Below are 19,153 nucleotides of genomic sequence, written 5' to 3'. Positions count from 1 at the left end.
TGATTATCTGATAAAAGTGGTGCGATTCAAACTATCGGGTACTGATTTTTCGGGCTGAATAATCTGGCCTTCCTGTAAATGGTCGAAACCATTCAGGACGATCCGATCCCCGATTTTTAAGCCTTCTTTCACGAGGTAAGCGCTGCCGCTTTTGCCGGCTATTTGGATGGCTTGCCGGGCTACTTTATTGCTATCGCCCACGGCAAAAACAAAAACTTTATCCTGCAATTCTACGGTAGCGGAGGTGGGTACCAGAATGGTATTCGTATGGTTCCGGCTTAATCTTATTTTACCGGTATTCCCGGACCGTAAAAATCCTTCGGCGTTGGGAAAAGTAGCTCTTACGGTAATCGCGCCGGTATTTTTATCAAATTGGCCGTCGACCATATCGATTTTACCTTGGTTGGCAAAGGTATTTTGGCCGGTTAAAACTAAATCCACGGGGGGCAGCAAGCGCAGCTTCTCCGCTAGATTCTGGCCGGGGTATTGATTTTTAAAATTATTAAAGTCCTGCTCGCCCAATGAGAAATAAACATGTACTTCGTGCACGTCCGAGACTTCTGTTAAAGCCTGCGCATCGGTGGGAGCTACTAAACTACCTTGCTTGCGGAGCAATCGCCCGACGTAACCACTTACCGGAGCTTTTACCACGGTATAGCCCAGGTTAATGTTAGCAGCAGCTACGGCGGCTTTTCCTTGTTCTACTCTGGCTTTAGCCAGGGAATAAGCGGCATTGGCCGTTTTAAGCTGAATATCCGATACTACTTTGTTTTGAACCAGCGGAGTCAGTTTATCGATTTCCAGTTGGGCATTGATGAGTTCGGCTTCGGCGGCATGCAGGCCGGCTAAGGCAGTATTGAGCTGTTCTTTATAAGGCAGCTCATTTATTTTAAAAAGTGCCTGGCCTTTTTGCACATAAGCGCCTTCATCCACATAAACCTGCTCCAGGTACCCGTTTACTTGCGGCCGGATTTCGATAGTAGTTAAACCTTCCACGGTGGCCGGATATTCCTGGTAAGTGGTAACGGCATTAGCTTGTAAGCTGAGGACCGGCAAGGAAGGTACCGGCGGGGGCGTTTGGGCCACTTCTTTCGCGCCACAAGCCGACAAGATTAAAGCCGCTATTATTCCAAGAAAGTAGCTGGGCCTGGTATAATTAAAATTTTGGGTTTTTTTCATGATTAAATTTTTAAAATAGTAAATGCGACTTTTTCTACTACACTAGGCAGATGGTTTAAAAAAGAAGAAAAAATATGCCGCCGGAAGCCTCTTTATCAGAGGACTGGGATTAGAAAGGTTTGATTAAAATTGAAGTAGATTCGCCATCGAAAACTTTTTAGTTTGCGCAGCAAAAAATTAAAAAATTTAATGGAGGTACAATAGATCGTGTGGGATTTATAAGGAAGTGATCAAAGCACACGAAGTTATTTTAAAAATTATTTAGGAGTAAAGATTAGAATAGGCAACAATTAAAAAATTTAATAGAAGAGTTTGCTTTTATGTTTTCATGAGTAATGGTTTGATTTTCGGCCCCAGCACGATTACTGGTTAGCGTTTTCGGATTATGAATCTGCTTAATACTACTGATTTTCATGGTTTTATTTTTATTGCAGGAGATTTTGATTACATTTGTTACCCAAAGGTACTATTAATAGTTTCAAAAAGATACTAATTGGGAAAAATAGTAGTTACTTATAGGTAACCATTGGTATATAAGTAGTTTGTCGTTTTTAGTTGTTCGTTATTCGTATAATAAAGCGCTATTAATCAATTAGTTAACCCCTAATATTTATCAATTTAATTTTGCTCAAGTACTTAGAAGCACTATCGACGAGTATGTAGTTTATAAGATTTCAGATATAAATTATCCAGGGGCAGCAGTTTGGGTGTAATTAATGCCATAAAGAAAGGAGTTCATGTAAACTAAAGCGTAAAATAGAAACCGCAGCAATTTGCTCCTCCTTACCAAAGCTCGTATGGGGCAAATACTTTTTTCAAAAACTCCTTTGGCAGCTTCAACGAATCGGAGGTATTAGGAAATCTGAAAAATAAAAATTAAATAAATTGCGCATTTAATTTTTTCTGGGCTTTTAGATTAAATGGCTGGATTGACGACCCTAGGCTGATTTGAGAAACTGGAGCCATGGGGTTAACAAAAGGATTCAAGCACCTTTTCATGTGGCAGGTGATAAAGGTACCAAGAGTAAAGCCTACTAGTTCCAGTTCCGTCTGGACCCGCTTGCCAGATGGTGAACTACTATTCGAGATATATAATAATAGAAGGTTGAGCGAGATTTTTTAAATTTTATTAAAATACATCCGGCCTTGTGCCGATTCGGTATAAACAGATGATAACCCAAAAGAATTAAATTGGTGTTACCAGCGTTATAATTAGTCAGTATTTGAGTTTATAATTACAAGTAAAATGAGAGACGATAGATTTACCGGGGAAAGCTGCGCCATGACCCGGGCCATGGCTACCCTCGGCAGCAAATGGAAGCCGATTATAATTCATACTATTAATACCCGGAAAGTACGCTTTGGGCAACTAAATGCCTTAATTCCCCTGATTACCCGGAAAGTATTAACCGAGCAATTAAAGGAACTGGAGGAAGACGGTATCTTGTTCCGGGAGTCTTTTAGCGAACTGCCACCCCGCGTGGAGTACTCTTTAACCGAAAAAGGCCAGGCTTTATTACCAATATTAGCCTCGGTGTGCGAATGGAACGCCCGGTTCGAAAATACTCATGCGTGTTCATTGGGTAAAGCCCACTACAAAGTGGATGCAATAGAATAGATTTTGAAATTTATGAAGTACTTGAAGAATATAGCATAACCCATTTTTAAAAATTAGTTCGATTTTTTAAGTTGTGGCTATGCAATTGTTTAGATAGCTTATAATATCTAAATTTGATGCATTTAGAATAAAAACCTATAGGCTTTTGGTTTATGTTGCTGCTAGTAAATAGCTAGACCAAATAGTTATAGATTCTTTTAAATTCTAAAAAAGTACTTTATGCAAGTAGTTTCTTAATTAAAGGTTAGGTAAGTTGTTATCTCACTTACCAATGCAAAACTTACTGAAAATATTTTCCAACAAATCATCCGTAGTAATATCACCGGTTATTTCTCCTAAAGCGTATAAGGCTCTTCGGATGTCGGATGCGAGAAAATCGCCGGTGGTGCCGTTGGCTAAGCCTTGTAAAACCGCATCGAGGGCTTGGTAGGTTTGTTCTAAACTGGCGTAGTGGCGTAGGTTGGTAACAATGGTGTTGGCACCGGTGGTGAGGTCGCCTTGGTTCACGGCGCGGAGTAAGTGTTGCTTTAGCTCGGTGATTCCTATTTTATCAGCCGCCGCAATAAATAACACGGGGGCTATAGCTTGGTAGGCTGCTACCTCTAGATCAGCGGCTAAATCTACTTTGTTCGCAACGGCCAAAAGCGGTTTATCCGGCACGTTTAAAGCAGCCAACTCGGTAGCTAAGTCCGCTGGGGTGAGTTCATTCACGTCGAAAAGGTAAATAACGAGCGCTGCTTCTTCTATTTTCTGGCGCGACCGTTCTACGCCCATGGCTTCTACTTTGTCCTGGGTTTCGCGCAAACCAGCGGTATCAATAAACCGGAATAATATGCCTTCAATGGATATTTCGTCTTCGATAAAATCGCGGGTAGTGCCCGGGGTATCCGAGACAATAGCTTTTTCTTCGTTTAAAAGTACATTCAGTAAAGTAGATTTACCCGCGTTGGGTTTACCCACAATAACCGTGGCTACGCCATTTTTAAGCACATTACCCAAAGTAAAAGATTGGAGCAAATTACGAATAAGATTTTGCAGATGATGAACCAGGTTTTCCAGAGCCGCACGATCGGCAAATTCTACATCTTCTTCACCAAAATCTAATTCAAGTTCGATTAACGAGGCAAAATGAATGAGTTGGGCACGCAAGGCTTTAATTTCAACTGAAAACCCACCGCGCATTTGTTTTATAGCTACTTCGTGCGCTTTCGAAGAATCGGCGGCAATCAGATCCGCCACGGCTTCGGCTTGCGTTAAATCGAATTTCCCGTTTAAGAAAGCGCGTTTCGTAAATTCACCCGCTTGCGCCAACCGAGCACCTTTTTGAAGTATAAGTTTAATGATTTCCTGTACAATGTAATCGGAGCCGTGACAAGAAATTTCTACTACATTTTCTGTGGTGTAAGAATGCGGCGCTACAAACAAGGAAACCAATACTTCATCCACTACGCGGGCACCATCTCGAATGGTACCAAAGTGAATGGTATGAGAAGGTTGCTCCAGCAAGTTCTTTCCACTAAAAATTGCATTACAAATGCTAATGGCTTGCGGACCGGATAAACGGATAACCGAGATGGCACCCTTACCGGCCGCCGTGGCTAAAGCTACAATGGTATCTGTGGAATGGAGATAGGTTGTATTTCCCAAATGAAGGTGCGTTATTAATTTGCCTTTTTGGCTGTTTTTAAATTAGCGGTATACTGCGGGAAAGTTAATTTTTTATAATGATTGTCGCCAAAAAAGGTAATTATATCCCGGAAAGCCGGCACATCCAGATAACCCGGCACAGGTGCCAATATTTTTAAATTTTCGTCTAAATAAACCGTAGTCGGGAAGCTCAACTGACCTTGCAGCAAAATAAAAGCTAACTCGTGGGCTCTTTTCTGTTGGTTGTAATTAAAAGTTTTACCATCCAGGGTAATAGGTTCTTGGCTTTCGGCATCTAACCTAACGGCGTAAAAATTTTTGTTCACGTAATCTGCTAAAACGGGATCGGTAAAAGTGCTTTTTTCCATTTTCCGGCACCAGCCGCACCAATCGGTATACACGTCGATAAAAATTTTACGGGGTTCTTTTTTAGATTGCGCCACGGCCTGCTCAAAAGTTAACCAATTTATAGCGCCTTTCTTGGTTTTACCCGGCGGATGAAGAACGGATTTACTAAAAGCTGGAACAACGGAAGCCACCAGCAACAAGGCAATAAAAAATTTAAAAAAAGTAGGTAAGAAGCGCATTGGGAGCAACAAAAATGAAAATACAAATAAAGACCTAGGTTTATGCTTTTAACGAAACATCCGCCGCGTCCGTATTCGTTCCGGTTTTAAAAAGCTTTAAATCTGGCAAATTTTTAAATTTTTAACTTGTCAGCAGCCCAAAAGCTTAAACAATAAGTACCGGAATTTTAACTGAATGCCGCACCGAATCAATGGTAGTGCCCAGTATTAAATCTTTCATGAGTTGGTGTCCGTGGGAACCCATTACTAATAACTCGGCATCAAAATCTTTTACTATTATGGGGATGCATTTTTTTGGATTGCCGTAACCTAACTTTACGGTTACCTGGTAGCCTTTTGCGCGAAGATCTTTCGCGTAACGATCTAAATTTTGCTGGTCGGAGCTAGTTTCGTAATCCACAATATCCGGCCCCATAACTAAGGCGCCGGCGGTCTCCACAATATGAATCAGCACATATTCGGCGGACTGGTTACCAATGGCCAAAGCATTATTAATAACGTGTTTATCTACTTCGCTAAAATCTAAGGCAATGGCTACCCGCGAGTAAATAGGTTTCGCTAAGGGTTGATACTCGACTGCCCGGTAGTGTTTCGCCACCGGATGATGATGCAAAGCTTTCACTACGAAAGGCTGAAATGTGATATACAGCAATAAAAATAAACAAGCCAGCGCCATCGGAACTACCGTCAGCCAGATTATAATGGGGTAGGAGCTAGCAGTTAGCCAGCCCGAGATTTCTTCGTAAACCAGCTTAATATTTAAGAGAACAATAATGGTGGCGACCAGCCAAGCTCCTGATTTAAGCCAAGTACCAATCGCAAATTCCCCCATGCGGGTGCGGCTGCTTACAAAATGAATTAAGGGAATAACGGCAAACCCGAGCTGTAAACTTAAAACTACCTGACTAAAAACCAACAATCTGCCCGTATATTCTTCGCCGAAGTAAATAATAACGAACAAAGCCGGACCAACGGCCAGTAAACGGGTAATCATGCGCCGGAGCCAGGGCTGAATGCGGAAGTTTAAGTAGCCTTCCATTACAATCTGGCCGGCTAAAGTACCGGTAAGCGTAGAACTTTGGCCAGCGGCAATTAGCGCTACCGCAAACAAAATAGGCGCCCATTTAGAACCCAGCAAAGGAGCCAGAAACTTATGCGCATCTTTAATTTCGGCGACGGCAAACATACCGTTTTTGTAAAAAGCCGTCGCCGCCAGAATTAAAATTGCGGCGTTTACAAACAAGGCCATGTTTAAAGCAATGGCCGAATCAATAAAGTTAAATTTAATGGCCCGCCGGATGCCTTCTACGCTACGCTCAAATTTGCGGGTTTGCACCAACGACGAATGCAAGTACAGGTTGTGCGGCATTACAGTGGCCCCAATAATGCCAATAGCAATGTACAAAGCCTCGTTATTAGGAATGGAAGGCACTAGGCCGGAAGCAATCTCGGTTAAAGCGGGTTTAGCAAAAAACATTTCCAGTATAAAGGCGCTGCCGATAATACTTACTAAAACCAGAATAAAAGCTTCCATTTTACGCATGCCCTGATTTATTAAAAAAAGCAGCAAAAAAGTATCGAGTACGGTTAAGCTTACGCCCCAAATAAGAGGTAAGCCAAATAACAGTTGTAACCCAATGGCCATGCCCAGTACTTCGGCCAGGTCGCAGGCCGCAATGGCAATTTCGGCTAAGATATACAAAGGCACATTTATAATGCGGGGGTACGATTCGCGCGAGGCCTGGGCTAAATCTTTGCCGCGTACCACCCCCAACCGGGCGCTTAAACTTTGTAACAATAAGGCCATCAAGTTCGACATCAGCAACACCCACAGCAGTTTATACCCAAACTGACTGCCGCCGGCAATGTCGGTGGCCCAATTGCCCGGGTCCATGTACCCGACGCTTACCAGGTAAGCAGGGCCCATAAAAGAAAGTAATTTGCGCCAGAAACCTGTTTGCCGGGTGGTATCTACGGAGGCGTTTACTTCTTCTAAAGATTTACCTATGGGAAAAGAATCTTGATTGATCATACGCTATGTATTACTAAAATTTAAAAAACTAAACAGATACGAGTAGATTACGGGCTACTTCGTGCGATATAACCAAGGTCTTGTTGTTTTCTACTTTAATTTCCAGGGATTTATCATAAGCAATCTGGTCCAGAACGGTTATTTGCACGCCTAAATGCAAACCAATTTTATCGAGGTGCTGCAAAAACAAAGGTCGGGTGTCTTTTACGCCGCTTACTACGCCGGTAGTATTTACTTCCAAATCGGCGGCTACCACTTTTACTGGGTCAGTGAGTATGCCATCTGCGGAGGGTATCGGGTCGCCGTGCGGGTCCGTTTTGGGAAAGTCTAAAAACTCGTCCAGGCGCTGCACCAGCAGGGGAGAGGTGATATGTTCCAGTTCTTCGGCCACTTCGTGTACTTCATCCCAATTAAAATGCAGTTTTTCTACCAAAAACACTTCCCACAGCCGGTGCTTGCGAATGATCTGCAACGCGATTCGCTGTCCTTCCGGTGAAAGGGAAACCCCTCGGTATTTAACATAAAAAATAATATTTTTACTGCTTAGCTTCCGCAGCATATCACTCACCGAGGCCGCTTTGGTCTGCAGCGTTTCGGCAATCGCATTGGTATTTACTTCTTTATCAACGCCTTGCGACAGCTTGTAAATGGTTTTGATATAATTTTCTTCCGTGTAGCTCAGCACTTCCTTTTAGTTGTTTGTTATTGGTTGTTCGTGGTTGGTTGCAGATTAGAAAGTTGAAAGGTTGTAAGCTTTGCACTTTCTTATTCATCATCTTTTAATTACTTAGTTTAGCCATTTTACTATTTTCTAATCATTTGCTTTACCTATCGTCGATAAACAATGGTCTATCGACGATGGTCTATTTACTAACAACCAACAACAAGCAACGAAATTAGCTCCACCGGATTAAGGCCGAAGCCCAGGTAAAGCCGCTGCCAAAGGCCGCCAGACAAACCAAATCGCCGGATTTAATTTTGCCTTGTTCTACGGCTTCGCTTAAAGCAATGGGCACCGAGGCCGCCGTAGTGTTACCGTACCGCTGAATGTTACTAAAAACTTTTTCGGCGGGTAATTTCATTTTTTGTTGTATAAACTGAATAATCCGCAGGTTTGCCTGGTGCGGTATCAGCATATCAATATCCTGGGGTTGGTAATTGTTTTGTTGCAAAGCTTCCATAATTACTTCCGGAAAACGGACTACCGCATTTTTAAAAACGGTTTGTCCGTTCATAACGGGGTAAATAGAGCCATCCTCGATCATCGCGGAGGTTAAACGCTCGGCTTGGTTACTGGTAGGCGCCAGGCAAGCCAACTCTTCGGCCAATTCTCCGTCGGCGTGCAAATGCGTCGATAAAATGCCGGAATCTTCGGCTTCGGCGGGCCTTAACACCACGGCGCCCGCGCCATCCCCGAAAATTACGGAAACGGCACGACCTCGGGTGGTCATGTCCAGGCCAGAAGAGTGGATTTCGGAACCTACTACCAGCACATTATTGTACATGCCCGTTTTAATAAACTGATCGGCAATGGATAAGGCATAAATAAAACCGGAGCATTGGTTACGCACATCAATAGCCGGAATTTCTTTTAACTTTAACTCGCGTTGCAGTAAAACGCCGGAACCCGGAAACACATAATCGGGGCTTAGCGTGGCAAATACAATTAAATCAAGTTGCGAAGCTTCCACGCCCGCCATAGCCAAAGCCTTTAAACTGGCTTTCGCTCCCATATTGGCGGTGGTATCTTTTCCTGGTTCAAAATAACGACGTTCCTCAATTCCGGTGCGTTCCAGAATCCAGTCGTTAGACGTTTCCATAATTTTTTCCAGATCAAAATTCGTAACCACTTTTTCGGGTAAATAATGGCCAACCCCGGCAATCTTCGAATTTCTCATAAAGCTTTGTGTTCTTGGCAAATATAAAAGTATAATCTTAAATATTTAGATTAATCTAAAAATTTTTTATTTATACGGATAAAAATATTTAAGGATGTTTAAAATATTTATTAAATAAACTTAAAAGTTTTACTTCTTCCGTACTCCAGAAAACTTCGGGCGAGGACCCATCCGGGTAAAATTCTTGCGTAGTAAGCTTTTTTAAAATTGCAGATGCATTAAATTTTTTAAAATTTAGGTTCACTCCGGCTTTATTTTGATTTATGATATCGGCCCAATAGGGATTTTCTTGAACTAACACGGGTAAGCCATTTGCCAGGTATTCAAAAAGCTTGGTAGGTACGCACCGGAAGGTACTGGGATGGGGTTGGTATGGCAATAAACCCACGTGGCAATTCTGAATTTGCTTTACTATTTCGGAATGGGGTACCAGCGAGTCACCCCCGATTAAAGTAATAAAGGAACAAGCCTTTTGTAATTCTTTAAGCCGGTTGAAAGTATCCGGAACAGCACAGTAACCAATAATAGTTAACGAAATAGCAGCCTGTCTTTCTTGCAATTGTTGGCATAACGCAATCGCCTCAAAAATACCGTGCATTTGCGAAATGGTACCGGAGAACAAAAACCGGATTGGACGAGACTCAATTTTTACCGGAAAAGTTTTATAAACAGGTGGGCTGGCTATCAGGGAAATATACTTGTTCTCGAGTACGGTAAACTTATTTTTAATAAAAGGTAATTCGCCGGCGTACGATTTTTCGGCTAGTAAGTAATGCGCTATAAACGGGGCGCTTAGTATTTCGGTAACTCGGATGCCATAAGCCAGCAAGTGTTTCGTAACTCCCCCGTAAAAATTTTGGGTAGTCAGGTTCAGATAATAGTTTTCCCGGACGTCGTACCACAGCTTTTTTTTAAAAAAAAGTTTAAAAAGTACGGCTACTATTAAAAACTCGTGCGTGCTGATAATGAGTAAATCGGGTTGTAGTTGCCGTAGCAGTTGCCAGAATTCCCATTGCACTTTTACCCGACCCCAGCTTAAGCGTTTAAAAGCAGAAAACGGATGAAAACTGATCGTAAACTTTGTATTTGGCAGAACTCCCGGAAAACCAGCTAGATGTACCTCGGTATTGGGTAATTTGGCCAGTGAACATCCAATTTTCTCGAACATGCGGGTATCGTTTACGGGCTTAAGTACCGAGGCGATTAAAAGTCGGGTTTTCTTCATTTGGTATAATCTGCTACTTTTACGCCACGAATATACTTTTATATACGACGACCATGATGTTGCAACAACTAATTGACCAAGCCTGGGAAGACCGGACCAAATTACAGGAAAGTGCTACAACCGATGCTATTCGGGATGTAATAGAACAACTCGAAAAAGGTAAATTACGGGTAGCCGAGCCCGTTGGTGATGGGAAATGGCACGTAAACCAATGGGTTAAAAAGGCGGTTTTAATGTATTTCCCGATTCAAAAAATGGAAACTATAAAAGTAGGACCTTTTGAGTTCCATGATAAAATGGCTTTAAAGCAAAATTACGAACAATTAGGCGTGCGTGTAGTGCCTCATGCCATTGCCCGGTACGGTGCCTTTGTGGCCAAAGGTGTAATCATGATGCCGTCGTACATTAATATTGGCGCTTACGTAGACGAAGGCACGATGGTAGACACTTGGGCTACTGTTGGCTCTTGCGCCCAGGTGGGTAAAAACGTGCATTTAAGCGGAGGAGTTGGTTTAGGCGGCGTACTGGAACCCGTGCAAGCTTCTCCGGTAATTGTGGAAGACGGCGCCTTTATTGGGTCGCGTTGTATTTTAGTCGAAGGATGCCATATCGGGAAAGAAGCCGTTATAGGTGCCAATGTGTGTATCACGGGTTCTTCTAAAATTATTGATGTCACGCAACCGGAGCCGGTAATCTATAATGGCTACGTGCCACCCCGTTCCGTAGTTATACCGGGTTCTTACACCAAAAATTTCCCGGCAGGCGATTATCAGGTACCTTGCGCCTTAATTATCGGCCAACGCAAAGAAAGTACGGATTTAAAAACTTCCTTAAACGAAGCTCTCCGGGACAACAGTGTAGCGGTGTAAATAGGTTGCAGGTTACAAGTTGCAGGTTGAAAGTTTTAAATTTTGAATAATTAAAAAGTGAGTTAAGCGTGGTTCACATATTTATGATTGCTCCTTAACCTTGTTTTAAAAGGCTTTCCCCAATATTTAATTTTTCGACCTGCAACCTGTAACCTATCTAAACCGCTCCGCTACTATTAAGTCTTTGCTGCCGGGAGTATAGTGGTAAAAGCCGTTGCCGGTTTTAACACCTTTATGGCCGGCCAGCACCATGTTTACCAGTAAAGGGCAAGGGGCGTACTTGGGGTTGCCGAAGCCGTCGTGCATAACTTTTAAAATATACAAGCACACATCTAACCCGATAAAATCGGCGAGTTGTAAAGGTCCCATGGGGTGCGCCATGCCTAATTTCATCACGGTGTCAATTTCGGTAACCCCGGCTACGCCTTCGTACAAACTATAAATGGCCTCGTTAATCATGGGCATTAAAATACGGTTGGCAATAAACCCGGGGTAATCGTTTACTTCGGTGGGTACTTTCTCTAATTTCCGGGCCAACTCCATAATGGTTTCGGTAACTGCCGCAGAAGTATTGTACCCTTTTATTATTTCTACCAGCTTCATAATGGGTACCGGGTTCATAAAGTGCATGCCGATTACTTTATCGGGCCGGTTGGTAGCCGCAGCAATTTGGGTGATGGAGATAGAGGAGGTGTTGGTAGCCAAGATGGTTTCGGGAGTGCAATATTCATCCAGATCGTGGAACAACTGCAATTTTAAATTTACATTTTCGGTAGCTGCTTCAATTACTAAGTCCACGGATTTTACTCCTTCGGCTAAGTCCGTGTGCCAGGTTATATTTTGTAAAGTTTGGGTTTTTTGTTCTTCCGTAATTTGCTGTTTCGCCAGCATGCGGTCCAGGTTTCTGGAAATGGTTTGTTGCGCTTTTTGTAGGGCTTCTGACGAAATATCGATGAGATGTACCGGATAATGATGTTGCGCCAATACGTGGGCAATGCCATTCCCCATAGTACCGGATCCAATTACGGCTACTTTATGTATCATAGGTGTATTTTTTAATATTTACAATAGAAAACTAATGGTGCTTAGCTGCCAATACAATCTATTTGCCTTAAAATTGTTTAAAAATCATTTTATAATCAAAAAAGTTATATTTTTAAATTTTTTTAAAATTATGTCTATTTTGCTGATAACGAAATGATTGAATGTAATACATTTAGATTATTCTGGAGAGATTTGTAATTTATCGGAGGTGATGAAATGCCGCTATGGAAATAAATAAAAATTTTTAGGAAAATAGTACTATATAAATCTTTTCTGATGTTTGTACGTAAAGCTGAAGAATACAATATAGGGAGGTGTTAATAAATCAAGAACAACTCCCCTATAAGAACCAACCAAACAAAATTTTAAAAAACTATGGGAAATTTGCTTTACGTAATTGCAGTTGTTCTGGTCATTTTATGGCTCATTGGCTTTTTAGGTTTTCCTGATGCTGTCGGGGGATTAATACACATTTTATTAGTGATTGCTGTTATTGCTGTTATTTTGCGCTTGATTCGTCGGGCATAAATCTTTATTTAAACTAACCTAAACACACAAACTATTATGGGAAATACATTATATCTTATCGCGGTAGTACTGATAATTTTATGGTTGATTGGTTTTCTGGGCTTTCCGGATGCGGTGGGCGGATTGATTCACATCTTGCTCGTAATTGCCGTAATTGCCATTCTGTTACGATTGATCCGGGGAGCCTGATATTTTTAATTTATTAAGTAGTTCGTTATTAGAGATTTGGTAAATTATACCCTGTAAGTAAAGAAGGTTATACCAATTATTTTATGAACTAATAACGGCAAAGTACTTATAAGTAAATGGACACAAGTAGTAAGACACAAGTATCAAGACAAAATAAAATATAATGAATCAAATATCAATGATTTAACCTTGTATTTTCAATATTAGAATGTGTCTTTTAATTTGTCCTTTTACTTAAATAAAAAACCACCTGAAATTCTCAGGTGGTTTTTTATTTTTTTAAATTTTTAATTTCTTCGGGAATGCAGATTGTAAATAAACCCTACCCGCACCACCGGATTAGACCGGCGGTATTGATACACCCCCGAGTTTAAATTAAAAAGTACATAAAGATCCATTCCAAAATCGCCGTTCATTTGGCGGTAACCACCACCAGCCAAAGTATTGCTAACGCTGCGCCTGGTTTGAACAATATCTCCGCTGGGACTATATTCTAAATCAGCTACACTTAATACCTCGTGCTCGGCATGCAGCAAGATGCCTTTAAATAAATCAACCTGCGTAAATAATTTACCGCCATACGTAGATAAATGATAACCATTAGTTCCCACATATTCATAAGTAACCCCCGGACCAACGGCCCAGCGGCTCAAAATACGGTAACCCACAAATGGCGATAAGCTTACATTAAAGTAATTATTGCCGGAATAAGAATCTGCCCCGAAGCCTATACCGCCCGTGCTGCCAATAAAAGTCCGGTCCAGAAAAGTAGCGGGTAATTCTTCCCCGTTTTTTCCGGTGGTAGAGCCTGGTTTCCGATGCAGTGGTTCTAAATTAGGATCGGCTTGGTAAACCGGCGCGCCTTGGTCGTCTGGTTGCGGTTGGGTAGTTCGGGGAGTTGGTTGTTTCCGCGGTGCGGGTTGGGGCGGCGGAGCCGTTGGTTGGGGCACCGGCGTGGTTTGACTCGGCGGCGTTTGAACCGGCACGGGTGCTCCGGGTAACTCGTTGTTCAGGGCGGGCTTTTGATTGGTAGAATCAATAACCTGGGCCTGGGTTCCGGATACCGCATAAAAAAATAAAGCTCCCAGTAGAATACCGAAAGCTTTTTTATTTAAATAGATGGTGGTCATTTTTTTAAATTAGTATAAAGTTACTTGTATAACTGGTAGATGCCCGGTTGGTTTAAATGGTTGCATAAACCCCTTAACACTTACGCATACATTTTTTGTCTTAATTCTTTAATGGATTCGTCGGCCAGGTATTCTTCGTAGCGCATCCGTTTATCGATAATGCCTTTGGGTGTTAATTCAATTATCCGGTTAGCAATGGTATCCACAAACTGCATATCGTGCGAAGCAAATAACACCGTGCCCGCAAAATCTTTTAAGCCGTTGTTTAAAGCCGTAATCGATTCTAAGTCCAAATGGTTGGTGGGTTCATCCAGTATAAGCACATTACCACTTTGCAGCATCATCCGGGATAACATGCAACGTACTTTTTCACCGCCCGACAATACATTGGCTTTTTTCAACGATTCTTCGCCCGAGAACAACATGCGGCCCAGAAAACCCCGAATAAAACTTTCGTCTTTTTCCACGGAATATTGCCGTAACCAATCTACTAAATTTAAATCGGTATTAAAGTATTCGGCATTGTCTTTCGGAAAGATGGCCACGTTAGTGGTAGTTCCCCATTTAAATGAGCCTTTATCGGGCTGCGCTTCGTCCATTAATATTTTAAATAACGTAGAAGCCGATAAATCATTGCGTCCCAAAATAGCGATCTTATCCTTCTTTTCAACGGTAAAAGTTACGTCTTTAAAAAGCAGGGTACCATCATCCGCAGATTTGCGGATATCTTCTACGCTTAATAACTGGTTACCGGCCTCCCGCTCTTGTTTAAACTGCACGTGCGGGTATTTGCGCGACGACGGTTTAATATCCTCCAGGGTAAGTTTATTCAACAACTTTTGCCGCGAAGTAGCTTGCTTGGATTTAGAGGCATTGGCGCTGAAACGCCGAATAAACTCTTCCAGATCTTTCCGTTTTTCTTCGGTTTTCTTATTTGCTTCGGAACGTTGTTTTAAAGCTAATTGGCTCGATTCGTACCAAAAGGTATAATTACCCGCGTACAAATTAATTTTGCCAAAATCAATATCCGCCACGTGGGTACAAACCGAATCCAGAAAATGCCGGTCGTGCGACACCACAATCACCGTATTGTTAAACTGATCCAGAAAGTTTTCGAGCCACAAAATGGACTCCGAATCCAAGTGGTTGGTAGGTTCATCGAGTAGTAAAATATCCGGATTGCCGAATAAGGCCTGCGCCAGTAAAACCCGCACTTTTTCGTTACCGCTTAAATCACTAACCACCGAATAATGTAATTCTTCGCCAATGCCCAAGCCACTGAGTAAAGTTGCCGCATCGTTTTCGGCATTCCAGCCTTCCAGATCGGCAAATTCCCCTTCCAGCTCCGACGCCCGAATACCGTCTTCTTCGGTGAAATCGGCTTTGGCATAAATAGCGTCTTTTTCCTGCATAATATCGTACAGGCGCTTGTGGCCCATGATCACGGTTTGAATAACCGGGTAGTCATCAAACTCAAAGTGGTTCTGCTTTAAAACCGCCATGCGCTGATTCGCCGGAATTTCCACCCTGCCCGTACGGGGATCTATTTCGCCGGAAAGAATTTTTAAAAAAGTAGACTTACCGGCGCCATTGGCGCCAATTAAACCGTAGCAATTGCCCGGCGCAAACTTAATGGTAACATCTTCGAATAATGTCCGCTTGCCGTACGATAAGCTTACATTGGACGTACTAATCATATATTTTTAATGCTTAATTCTAAAATTTGGGTGCAAAATTACGAAAATAAATTTGCTTTGTCCAGGGTTTAGCCGGATTTACTGCTGCTTAAACTTAGTTTTATGCTAAACAATTATCTGGATTTATATAGGAATTTGTAGATATAAATAGAAGGAAAGCGCTTGAAAATTAAAGGATTAATTTTATTTATTTTTCTGATAAACATTTAATTACCCGCCTGACTAATAAAAAATTAGGTGAAAACACAACACGGTGGCTTAGTTTTAAGTAAATGAGTTAAATAATATTTTAGACGAAAACCAAGCTAAAGCTATTAGCTTCTTAACTTAAAACGCACAGTACCTATGAATGCGACTAACCCTTCTGTTGAAAAAACCGGTTTCCGTTATGGTGTTTACGCAGCTATCGCCATGATGATTTACTTTCTTATTTTAAAGTTATTTGGCTTAGATAAAAACGATACGGTTCGTTTTTTAGCGATGATTTTTATTGTTGTTGCGGCCACAATGGGTATTTATTATTTTTCTAAGCACAAAACCAAAGGCATGTTTTACCTGAATGGGTTAGGCATTGGGTTTCTGGTGGGCTTAGTAGGATCAGTTCTTTATGGTATATTTTTGTTTTTATACTCGTACTTCATTGACCAAAACTTTATGGCCGATTTGCGGCTAATGGATTTCTTTGGCTCGAATCTTTCTCCTTTAATGATTTTTGGGGCAAATTCCTTATTAGGCATTATGGTAGGAACTTTTACGGGCTACATTACCATGATGTATTTCGACCGTTCGCGTACGGAAGCCAAGGATTTTTAAAAAATTTCAATTTTATACCTTTTACAAAGCCAAAACAACTATGTTTTGGCTTTTTTGTTTTAAGGCACGGGTTGTTCAAAAAGTACTTCGCTTACTTGCTCCAGGGCATTAAACCGTACCGTTAACTTATTGGCTCCCGATAACTCTTGTTTATTTTGGCACTGCGTGCCTGGTTGTAAATAATAATAATATATCCGCTCGTTTCCGGCCAGTAAAGCTTCACTGTCGGGTTTGCCCAAAACGCCCATTAACTGCGAAATAGCCAAGCCCCGTAATTGGCGCCTGATTTTTTTTAATTCCGGTAACATTTTACTCCGCACGTTCTGGCAGGCAAAAGAATCTTTAATCCAGGCGGTAGAATTAAATTCCGGAAAAGTAACTTTGGGCCGGCAATGGATAGCTGTAAAATGCAGGGCTGCTATAAGAGAGCAGATCAAAAGCTTTTTTTTAAAAATCATGGATGCTTTTTAACAAAACAGTACTTCTGGTAAATGGGGCAATCAAAATGAACGACGGCCGTTATTCAGGAACAAATTAAATAAAAAAGACTGTTAGTCATTCATATTTTAAATTTCCGGTGATTATGAGCAAAAAGTTTTTACAGTTTAATACTCTTCTTTTAGTGTTCTATATCTTTTCGGCTTTCAGTTATTCGCCCGCTTACTCCGGCAATAAGAACTTGCTTACAGCTACAAAAGTTAACGATGAAATTTCTTTTGCCGTGAAAACACAAGCTTTTGAAACTTATTTACTACAAGTATATGAACAAGCTGCTTTAGATAAAACTAATTTAAACTTAACGGTTTTCCGGAAGGCCATGGTGGGCTATTATAATCTGCAACGAAACGCTCATTTGGTCATGAAGCCCTTGCTTACCGTTATTGATTTTAGCCGGTCGAGTTGCCAGAAACGCTTGTGGGTGATTGATTTAAAAACTAACAAATTACTGTACCATACGTGGGTAGCACACGGCAAAGGCACTGGTAATGAATTTGCCCGTTATTTTTCGAATGAGCCTAATTCGTTTAAAAGTAGTTTAGGCTTTTACCTAACCGCCCAAACCTACCAGGGAAAACACGGCTTATCTTTAAAGTTAAACGGTTTAGATAAAAACTTTAATACCAATGCGTTGGCGCGGGCCGTGGTTATGCACGGGGCCGATTACGTGAGCGAAAATTTCGTGAAACAACATGGCCGTTTGGGGCGTAGCCTGGGTTGTCCGGCTTTACCCGTAAAAGAAACACCGGCCATCATAAATAAAATTAAAAATAATGCTTGTTTATACATCTACGGCTCCGACCAAAAGTATGCTTCGCCTTACTTAACCGAAGCTACCGCTATTGACTCTTTTGCTACTAAATTCTTCGCTTTAAAATCTGCTTCGTAGGTTAGTATATTTTTACCAACAGAAAGCCAATCCGATGTTTCCGGATTGGCTTTCTGTTGGTAACACCTTTTTTAAAATAGCAACGATACTTCTGGTATTACATATTGCTCCACCGAAAATGTTAATTTGCCGGAATTAGTAGGATTGTGGATTTATATTAGTGCTAATTAAACCTAGGAATGTTCCCTTTAAAGGTGTGTAACTATCCCGGGAAAAAGCCGTTCATGTATCTGGTTTGTATTTATACTTACTCCTAAACTATCCACCATTACGAAGCATTTTCCTGATTTAAAATCACTCGTAACTAGTATACCTGGTTGTTTTACCTCTGCTAAAAGCTGATATAACAAGCTACTAGCGCATTTACAAACATGAATTATTTAACCCAAAACACACGATCATGAGAGGTGGTTTAAGATATATTATTGCCTTGCTTATTGCGGGCTTTTCGCTGGTAACGTATTGGTGCAAGCGCGAAGAAAATACCGTAACCGGCGAAATGCAGCACATTGATATGACCGTTGACCAAGAGATTGCCCTGGGTTTACAAGCCGCCCCCCAAATGGCTGCCCAATACGGGGGCTTACATCCCGATCAGCAAGCGGCGGCTCGCGTAAAGGAAATTGGCCAACGCATTGTGCAACAAACCGACGCGGGTAAAACACCCTACCAGTTTGATTTTCATTTACTGGCCGATGAACAAACCATTAATGCTTTTGCCTTACCGGGTGGCCAGGTATTTATTACAGCGGGGCTTTTAAGTAAACTAAAAACCGAGGGACAAGTAGCCGGCGTGCTGGGACACGAAATCGGGCACGTGGTCGCCCGCCATTCGGCCCAGCAATTAGCGAAAGCTAAACTTACGCAAGGGTTAGCCGGTGCCGCCGGGGTTGCCACTTATGACCCCGATAACCCGCGCAGTGTAGCCGGACCTATTGCTGCCGCCGCCATTGCTAAACTCATGACACTGAAGTATGGTCGGGATGATGAATTGCAATCTGATAACTTGGCGGTACGTTTTACAACCTCCGCCGGGTACGACCCAAGGGCCATGGTAGAAGTTATGAATATTCTGGCTTCTTCGCGCGACGGCGCTTCGAGCACCCCGGAATTTTTTCAAACTCATCCCAACCCGGAGAACCGAATAACTAAAATTGAACAAGCTATTAGTCAGGAATTCCCGAATGGTTTACCAACAGGTTTAACGCCGTAACAAGGTCAAAAATTTAAAAAAATTCCGGTAAATCCTATTAAAACAAGAAGAGCGTTCCCGGTGAACGCTCTTCTTGTTTTGATAGGATTGTTTTCTT

Annotated in this window: 18 protein-coding genes; 7 read left to right on the top strand and 11 right to left on the bottom strand. The window is 41.8% G+C overall.

The window, feature by feature from the left end:
- Positions 1-3: 3 nt before the first annotated feature.
- Positions 4-1,179 (bottom strand): efflux RND transporter periplasmic adaptor subunit, encoded by a 1,176-nt coding sequence (locus tag AHMF7616_RS10630; protein ID WP_115372866.1) that lies wholly within the window; start codon positions 1,177-1,179, stop codon positions 4-6.
- Between the two features lie 1,246 nt (positions 1,180-2,425).
- On the opposite strand from AHMF7616_RS10630, the gene AHMF7616_RS10625 reads away from it, so the two are divergent.
- Positions 2,426-2,797 (top strand): winged helix-turn-helix transcriptional regulator, encoded by a 372-nt coding sequence (locus tag AHMF7616_RS10625; protein ID WP_199474169.1) that lies wholly within the window; start codon positions 2,426-2,428, stop codon positions 2,795-2,797.
- A gap of 261 nt (positions 2,798-3,058) precedes the next feature.
- On the opposite strand, the gene mnmE is transcribed toward AHMF7616_RS10625, so the two are convergent.
- The 6 genes from mnmE to AHMF7616_RS10595 all read right to left on the bottom strand — a co-directional run bounded on the left by mnmE (position 3,059) and on the right by AHMF7616_RS10595 (position 10,186).
- Positions 3,059-4,444 carry a tRNA uridine-5-carboxymethylaminomethyl(34) synthesis GTPase MnmE gene (gene mnmE, locus AHMF7616_RS10620; RefSeq protein ID WP_115372864.1) on the bottom strand — a complete coding sequence of 462 codons (1,386 nt, stop codon included), beginning with the start codon at positions 4,442-4,444 and terminating at the stop codon, positions 3,059-3,061.
- 14 nt (positions 4,445-4,458) lie between these two features.
- Complete coding sequence (locus AHMF7616_RS10615) at positions 4,459-5,031, bottom strand: thioredoxin family protein (RefSeq protein ID WP_115372863.1); 573 nt, start codon at positions 5,029-5,031, stop codon at positions 4,459-4,461.
- A 145-nt stretch (positions 5,032-5,176) separates the two neighbouring features.
- Entirely contained in the window at positions 5,177-7,063 is a 1,887-nt protein-coding gene (locus AHMF7616_RS10610) for an Nramp family divalent metal transporter (protein WP_199474167.1), read from the bottom strand.
- A 28-nt stretch (positions 7,064-7,091) separates the two neighbouring features.
- Positions 7,092-7,748, bottom strand: a complete 657-nt coding sequence (locus tag AHMF7616_RS10605; protein WP_115372862.1) for a metal-dependent transcriptional regulator — start codon at positions 7,746-7,748, stop codon at positions 7,092-7,094.
- 211 nt (positions 7,749-7,959) lie between these two features.
- The gene (locus tag AHMF7616_RS10600) at positions 7,960-8,961 is read right to left on the bottom strand and encodes a 3-oxoacyl-ACP synthase III family protein (protein ID WP_115372861.1); all 1,002 of its coding nucleotides are present in this window, start codon (positions 8,959-8,961) and stop codon (positions 7,960-7,962) included.
- 88 nt (positions 8,962-9,049) lie between these two features.
- Positions 9,050-10,186 carry a glycosyltransferase gene (locus AHMF7616_RS10595; RefSeq protein ID WP_115372860.1) on the bottom strand — a complete coding sequence of 379 codons (1,137 nt, stop codon included), beginning with the start codon at positions 10,184-10,186 and terminating at the stop codon, positions 9,050-9,052.
- Between the two features lie 53 nt (positions 10,187-10,239).
- Between AHMF7616_RS10595 and AHMF7616_RS10590 the strand changes: the two genes are divergently transcribed.
- The gene (locus AHMF7616_RS10590) at positions 10,240-11,055 is read left to right on the top strand and encodes a 2,3,4,5-tetrahydropyridine-2,6-dicarboxylate N-succinyltransferase (protein WP_115372859.1); all 816 of its coding nucleotides are present in this window, start codon (positions 10,240-10,242) and stop codon (positions 11,053-11,055) included.
- Positions 11,056-11,208: 153 nt separating this feature from the next.
- Here AHMF7616_RS10590 and AHMF7616_RS10585 read toward each other — a convergent pair whose 3' ends face one another.
- Positions 11,209-12,096: a 3-hydroxyacyl-CoA dehydrogenase family protein gene (locus AHMF7616_RS10585; RefSeq protein WP_115375556.1), complete on the bottom strand. Its 888-nt coding sequence runs from the start codon at positions 12,094-12,096 to the stop codon at positions 11,209-11,211.
- Positions 12,097-12,474: 378 nt separating this feature from the next.
- On the opposite strand from AHMF7616_RS10585, the gene AHMF7616_RS10580 reads away from it, so the two are divergent.
- Both AHMF7616_RS10580 and AHMF7616_RS10575 read left to right on the top strand, forming a co-directional pair.
- Entirely contained in the window at positions 12,475-12,627 is a 153-nt protein-coding gene (locus AHMF7616_RS10580; protein WP_115372858.1) for a lmo0937 family membrane protein, read from the top strand.
- A gap of 36 nt (positions 12,628-12,663) precedes the next feature.
- Entirely contained in the window at positions 12,664-12,816 is a 153-nt protein-coding gene (locus AHMF7616_RS10575; RefSeq protein WP_115372857.1) for a lmo0937 family membrane protein, read from the top strand.
- A gap of 287 nt (positions 12,817-13,103) precedes the next feature.
- Here AHMF7616_RS10575 and AHMF7616_RS10570 read toward each other — a convergent pair whose 3' ends face one another.
- Both AHMF7616_RS10570 and AHMF7616_RS10565 read right to left on the bottom strand, forming a co-directional pair.
- Positions 13,104-13,946 (bottom strand): hypothetical protein, encoded by an 843-nt coding sequence (locus AHMF7616_RS10570; protein ID WP_115372856.1) that lies wholly within the window; start codon positions 13,944-13,946, stop codon positions 13,104-13,106.
- A gap of 80 nt (positions 13,947-14,026) precedes the next feature.
- The gene (locus AHMF7616_RS10565) at positions 14,027-15,643 is read right to left on the bottom strand and encodes an ABC-F family ATP-binding cassette domain-containing protein (RefSeq protein WP_115372855.1); all 1,617 of its coding nucleotides are present in this window, start codon (positions 15,641-15,643) and stop codon (positions 14,027-14,029) included.
- Between the two features lie 345 nt (positions 15,644-15,988).
- Here AHMF7616_RS10565 and AHMF7616_RS10560 point away from each other — a divergent pair, with 345 nt between their 5' ends.
- Positions 15,989-16,456, top strand: coding sequence for a DUF4199 domain-containing protein (locus AHMF7616_RS10560; RefSeq protein ID WP_115372854.1), 468 nt, complete (start codon positions 15,989-15,991; stop codon positions 16,454-16,456).
- Positions 16,457-16,515: 59 nt separating this feature from the next.
- Here the strand turns inward: AHMF7616_RS10560 and AHMF7616_RS10555 are convergent, their stop codons facing one another.
- Positions 16,516-16,914, bottom strand: a complete 399-nt coding sequence (locus AHMF7616_RS10555; protein WP_115372853.1) for a hypothetical protein — start codon at positions 16,912-16,914, stop codon at positions 16,516-16,518.
- A gap of 125 nt (positions 16,915-17,039) precedes the next feature.
- On the opposite strand from AHMF7616_RS10555, the gene AHMF7616_RS10550 reads away from it, so the two are divergent.
- Both AHMF7616_RS10550 and AHMF7616_RS10545 read left to right on the top strand, forming a co-directional pair.
- Positions 17,040-17,843: a murein L,D-transpeptidase catalytic domain family protein gene (locus AHMF7616_RS10550; protein WP_115372852.1), complete on the top strand. Its 804-nt coding sequence runs from the start codon at positions 17,040-17,042 to the stop codon at positions 17,841-17,843.
- Between the two features lie 400 nt (positions 17,844-18,243).
- The gene (locus AHMF7616_RS10545; protein WP_115372851.1) at positions 18,244-19,056 is read left to right on the top strand and encodes a M48 family metallopeptidase; all 813 of its coding nucleotides are present in this window, start codon (positions 18,244-18,246) and stop codon (positions 19,054-19,056) included.
- Positions 19,057-19,153 lie beyond the last annotated feature (97 nt).

It is taken from the genome of Adhaeribacter pallidiroseus, from assembly GCF_003340495.1.
In the GTDB taxonomy this organism is placed as follows: domain Bacteria; phylum Bacteroidota; class Bacteroidia; order Cytophagales; family Hymenobacteraceae; genus Adhaeribacter; species Adhaeribacter pallidiroseus.
This window is presented reverse-complemented; position numbering and strand designations above follow the sequence as displayed.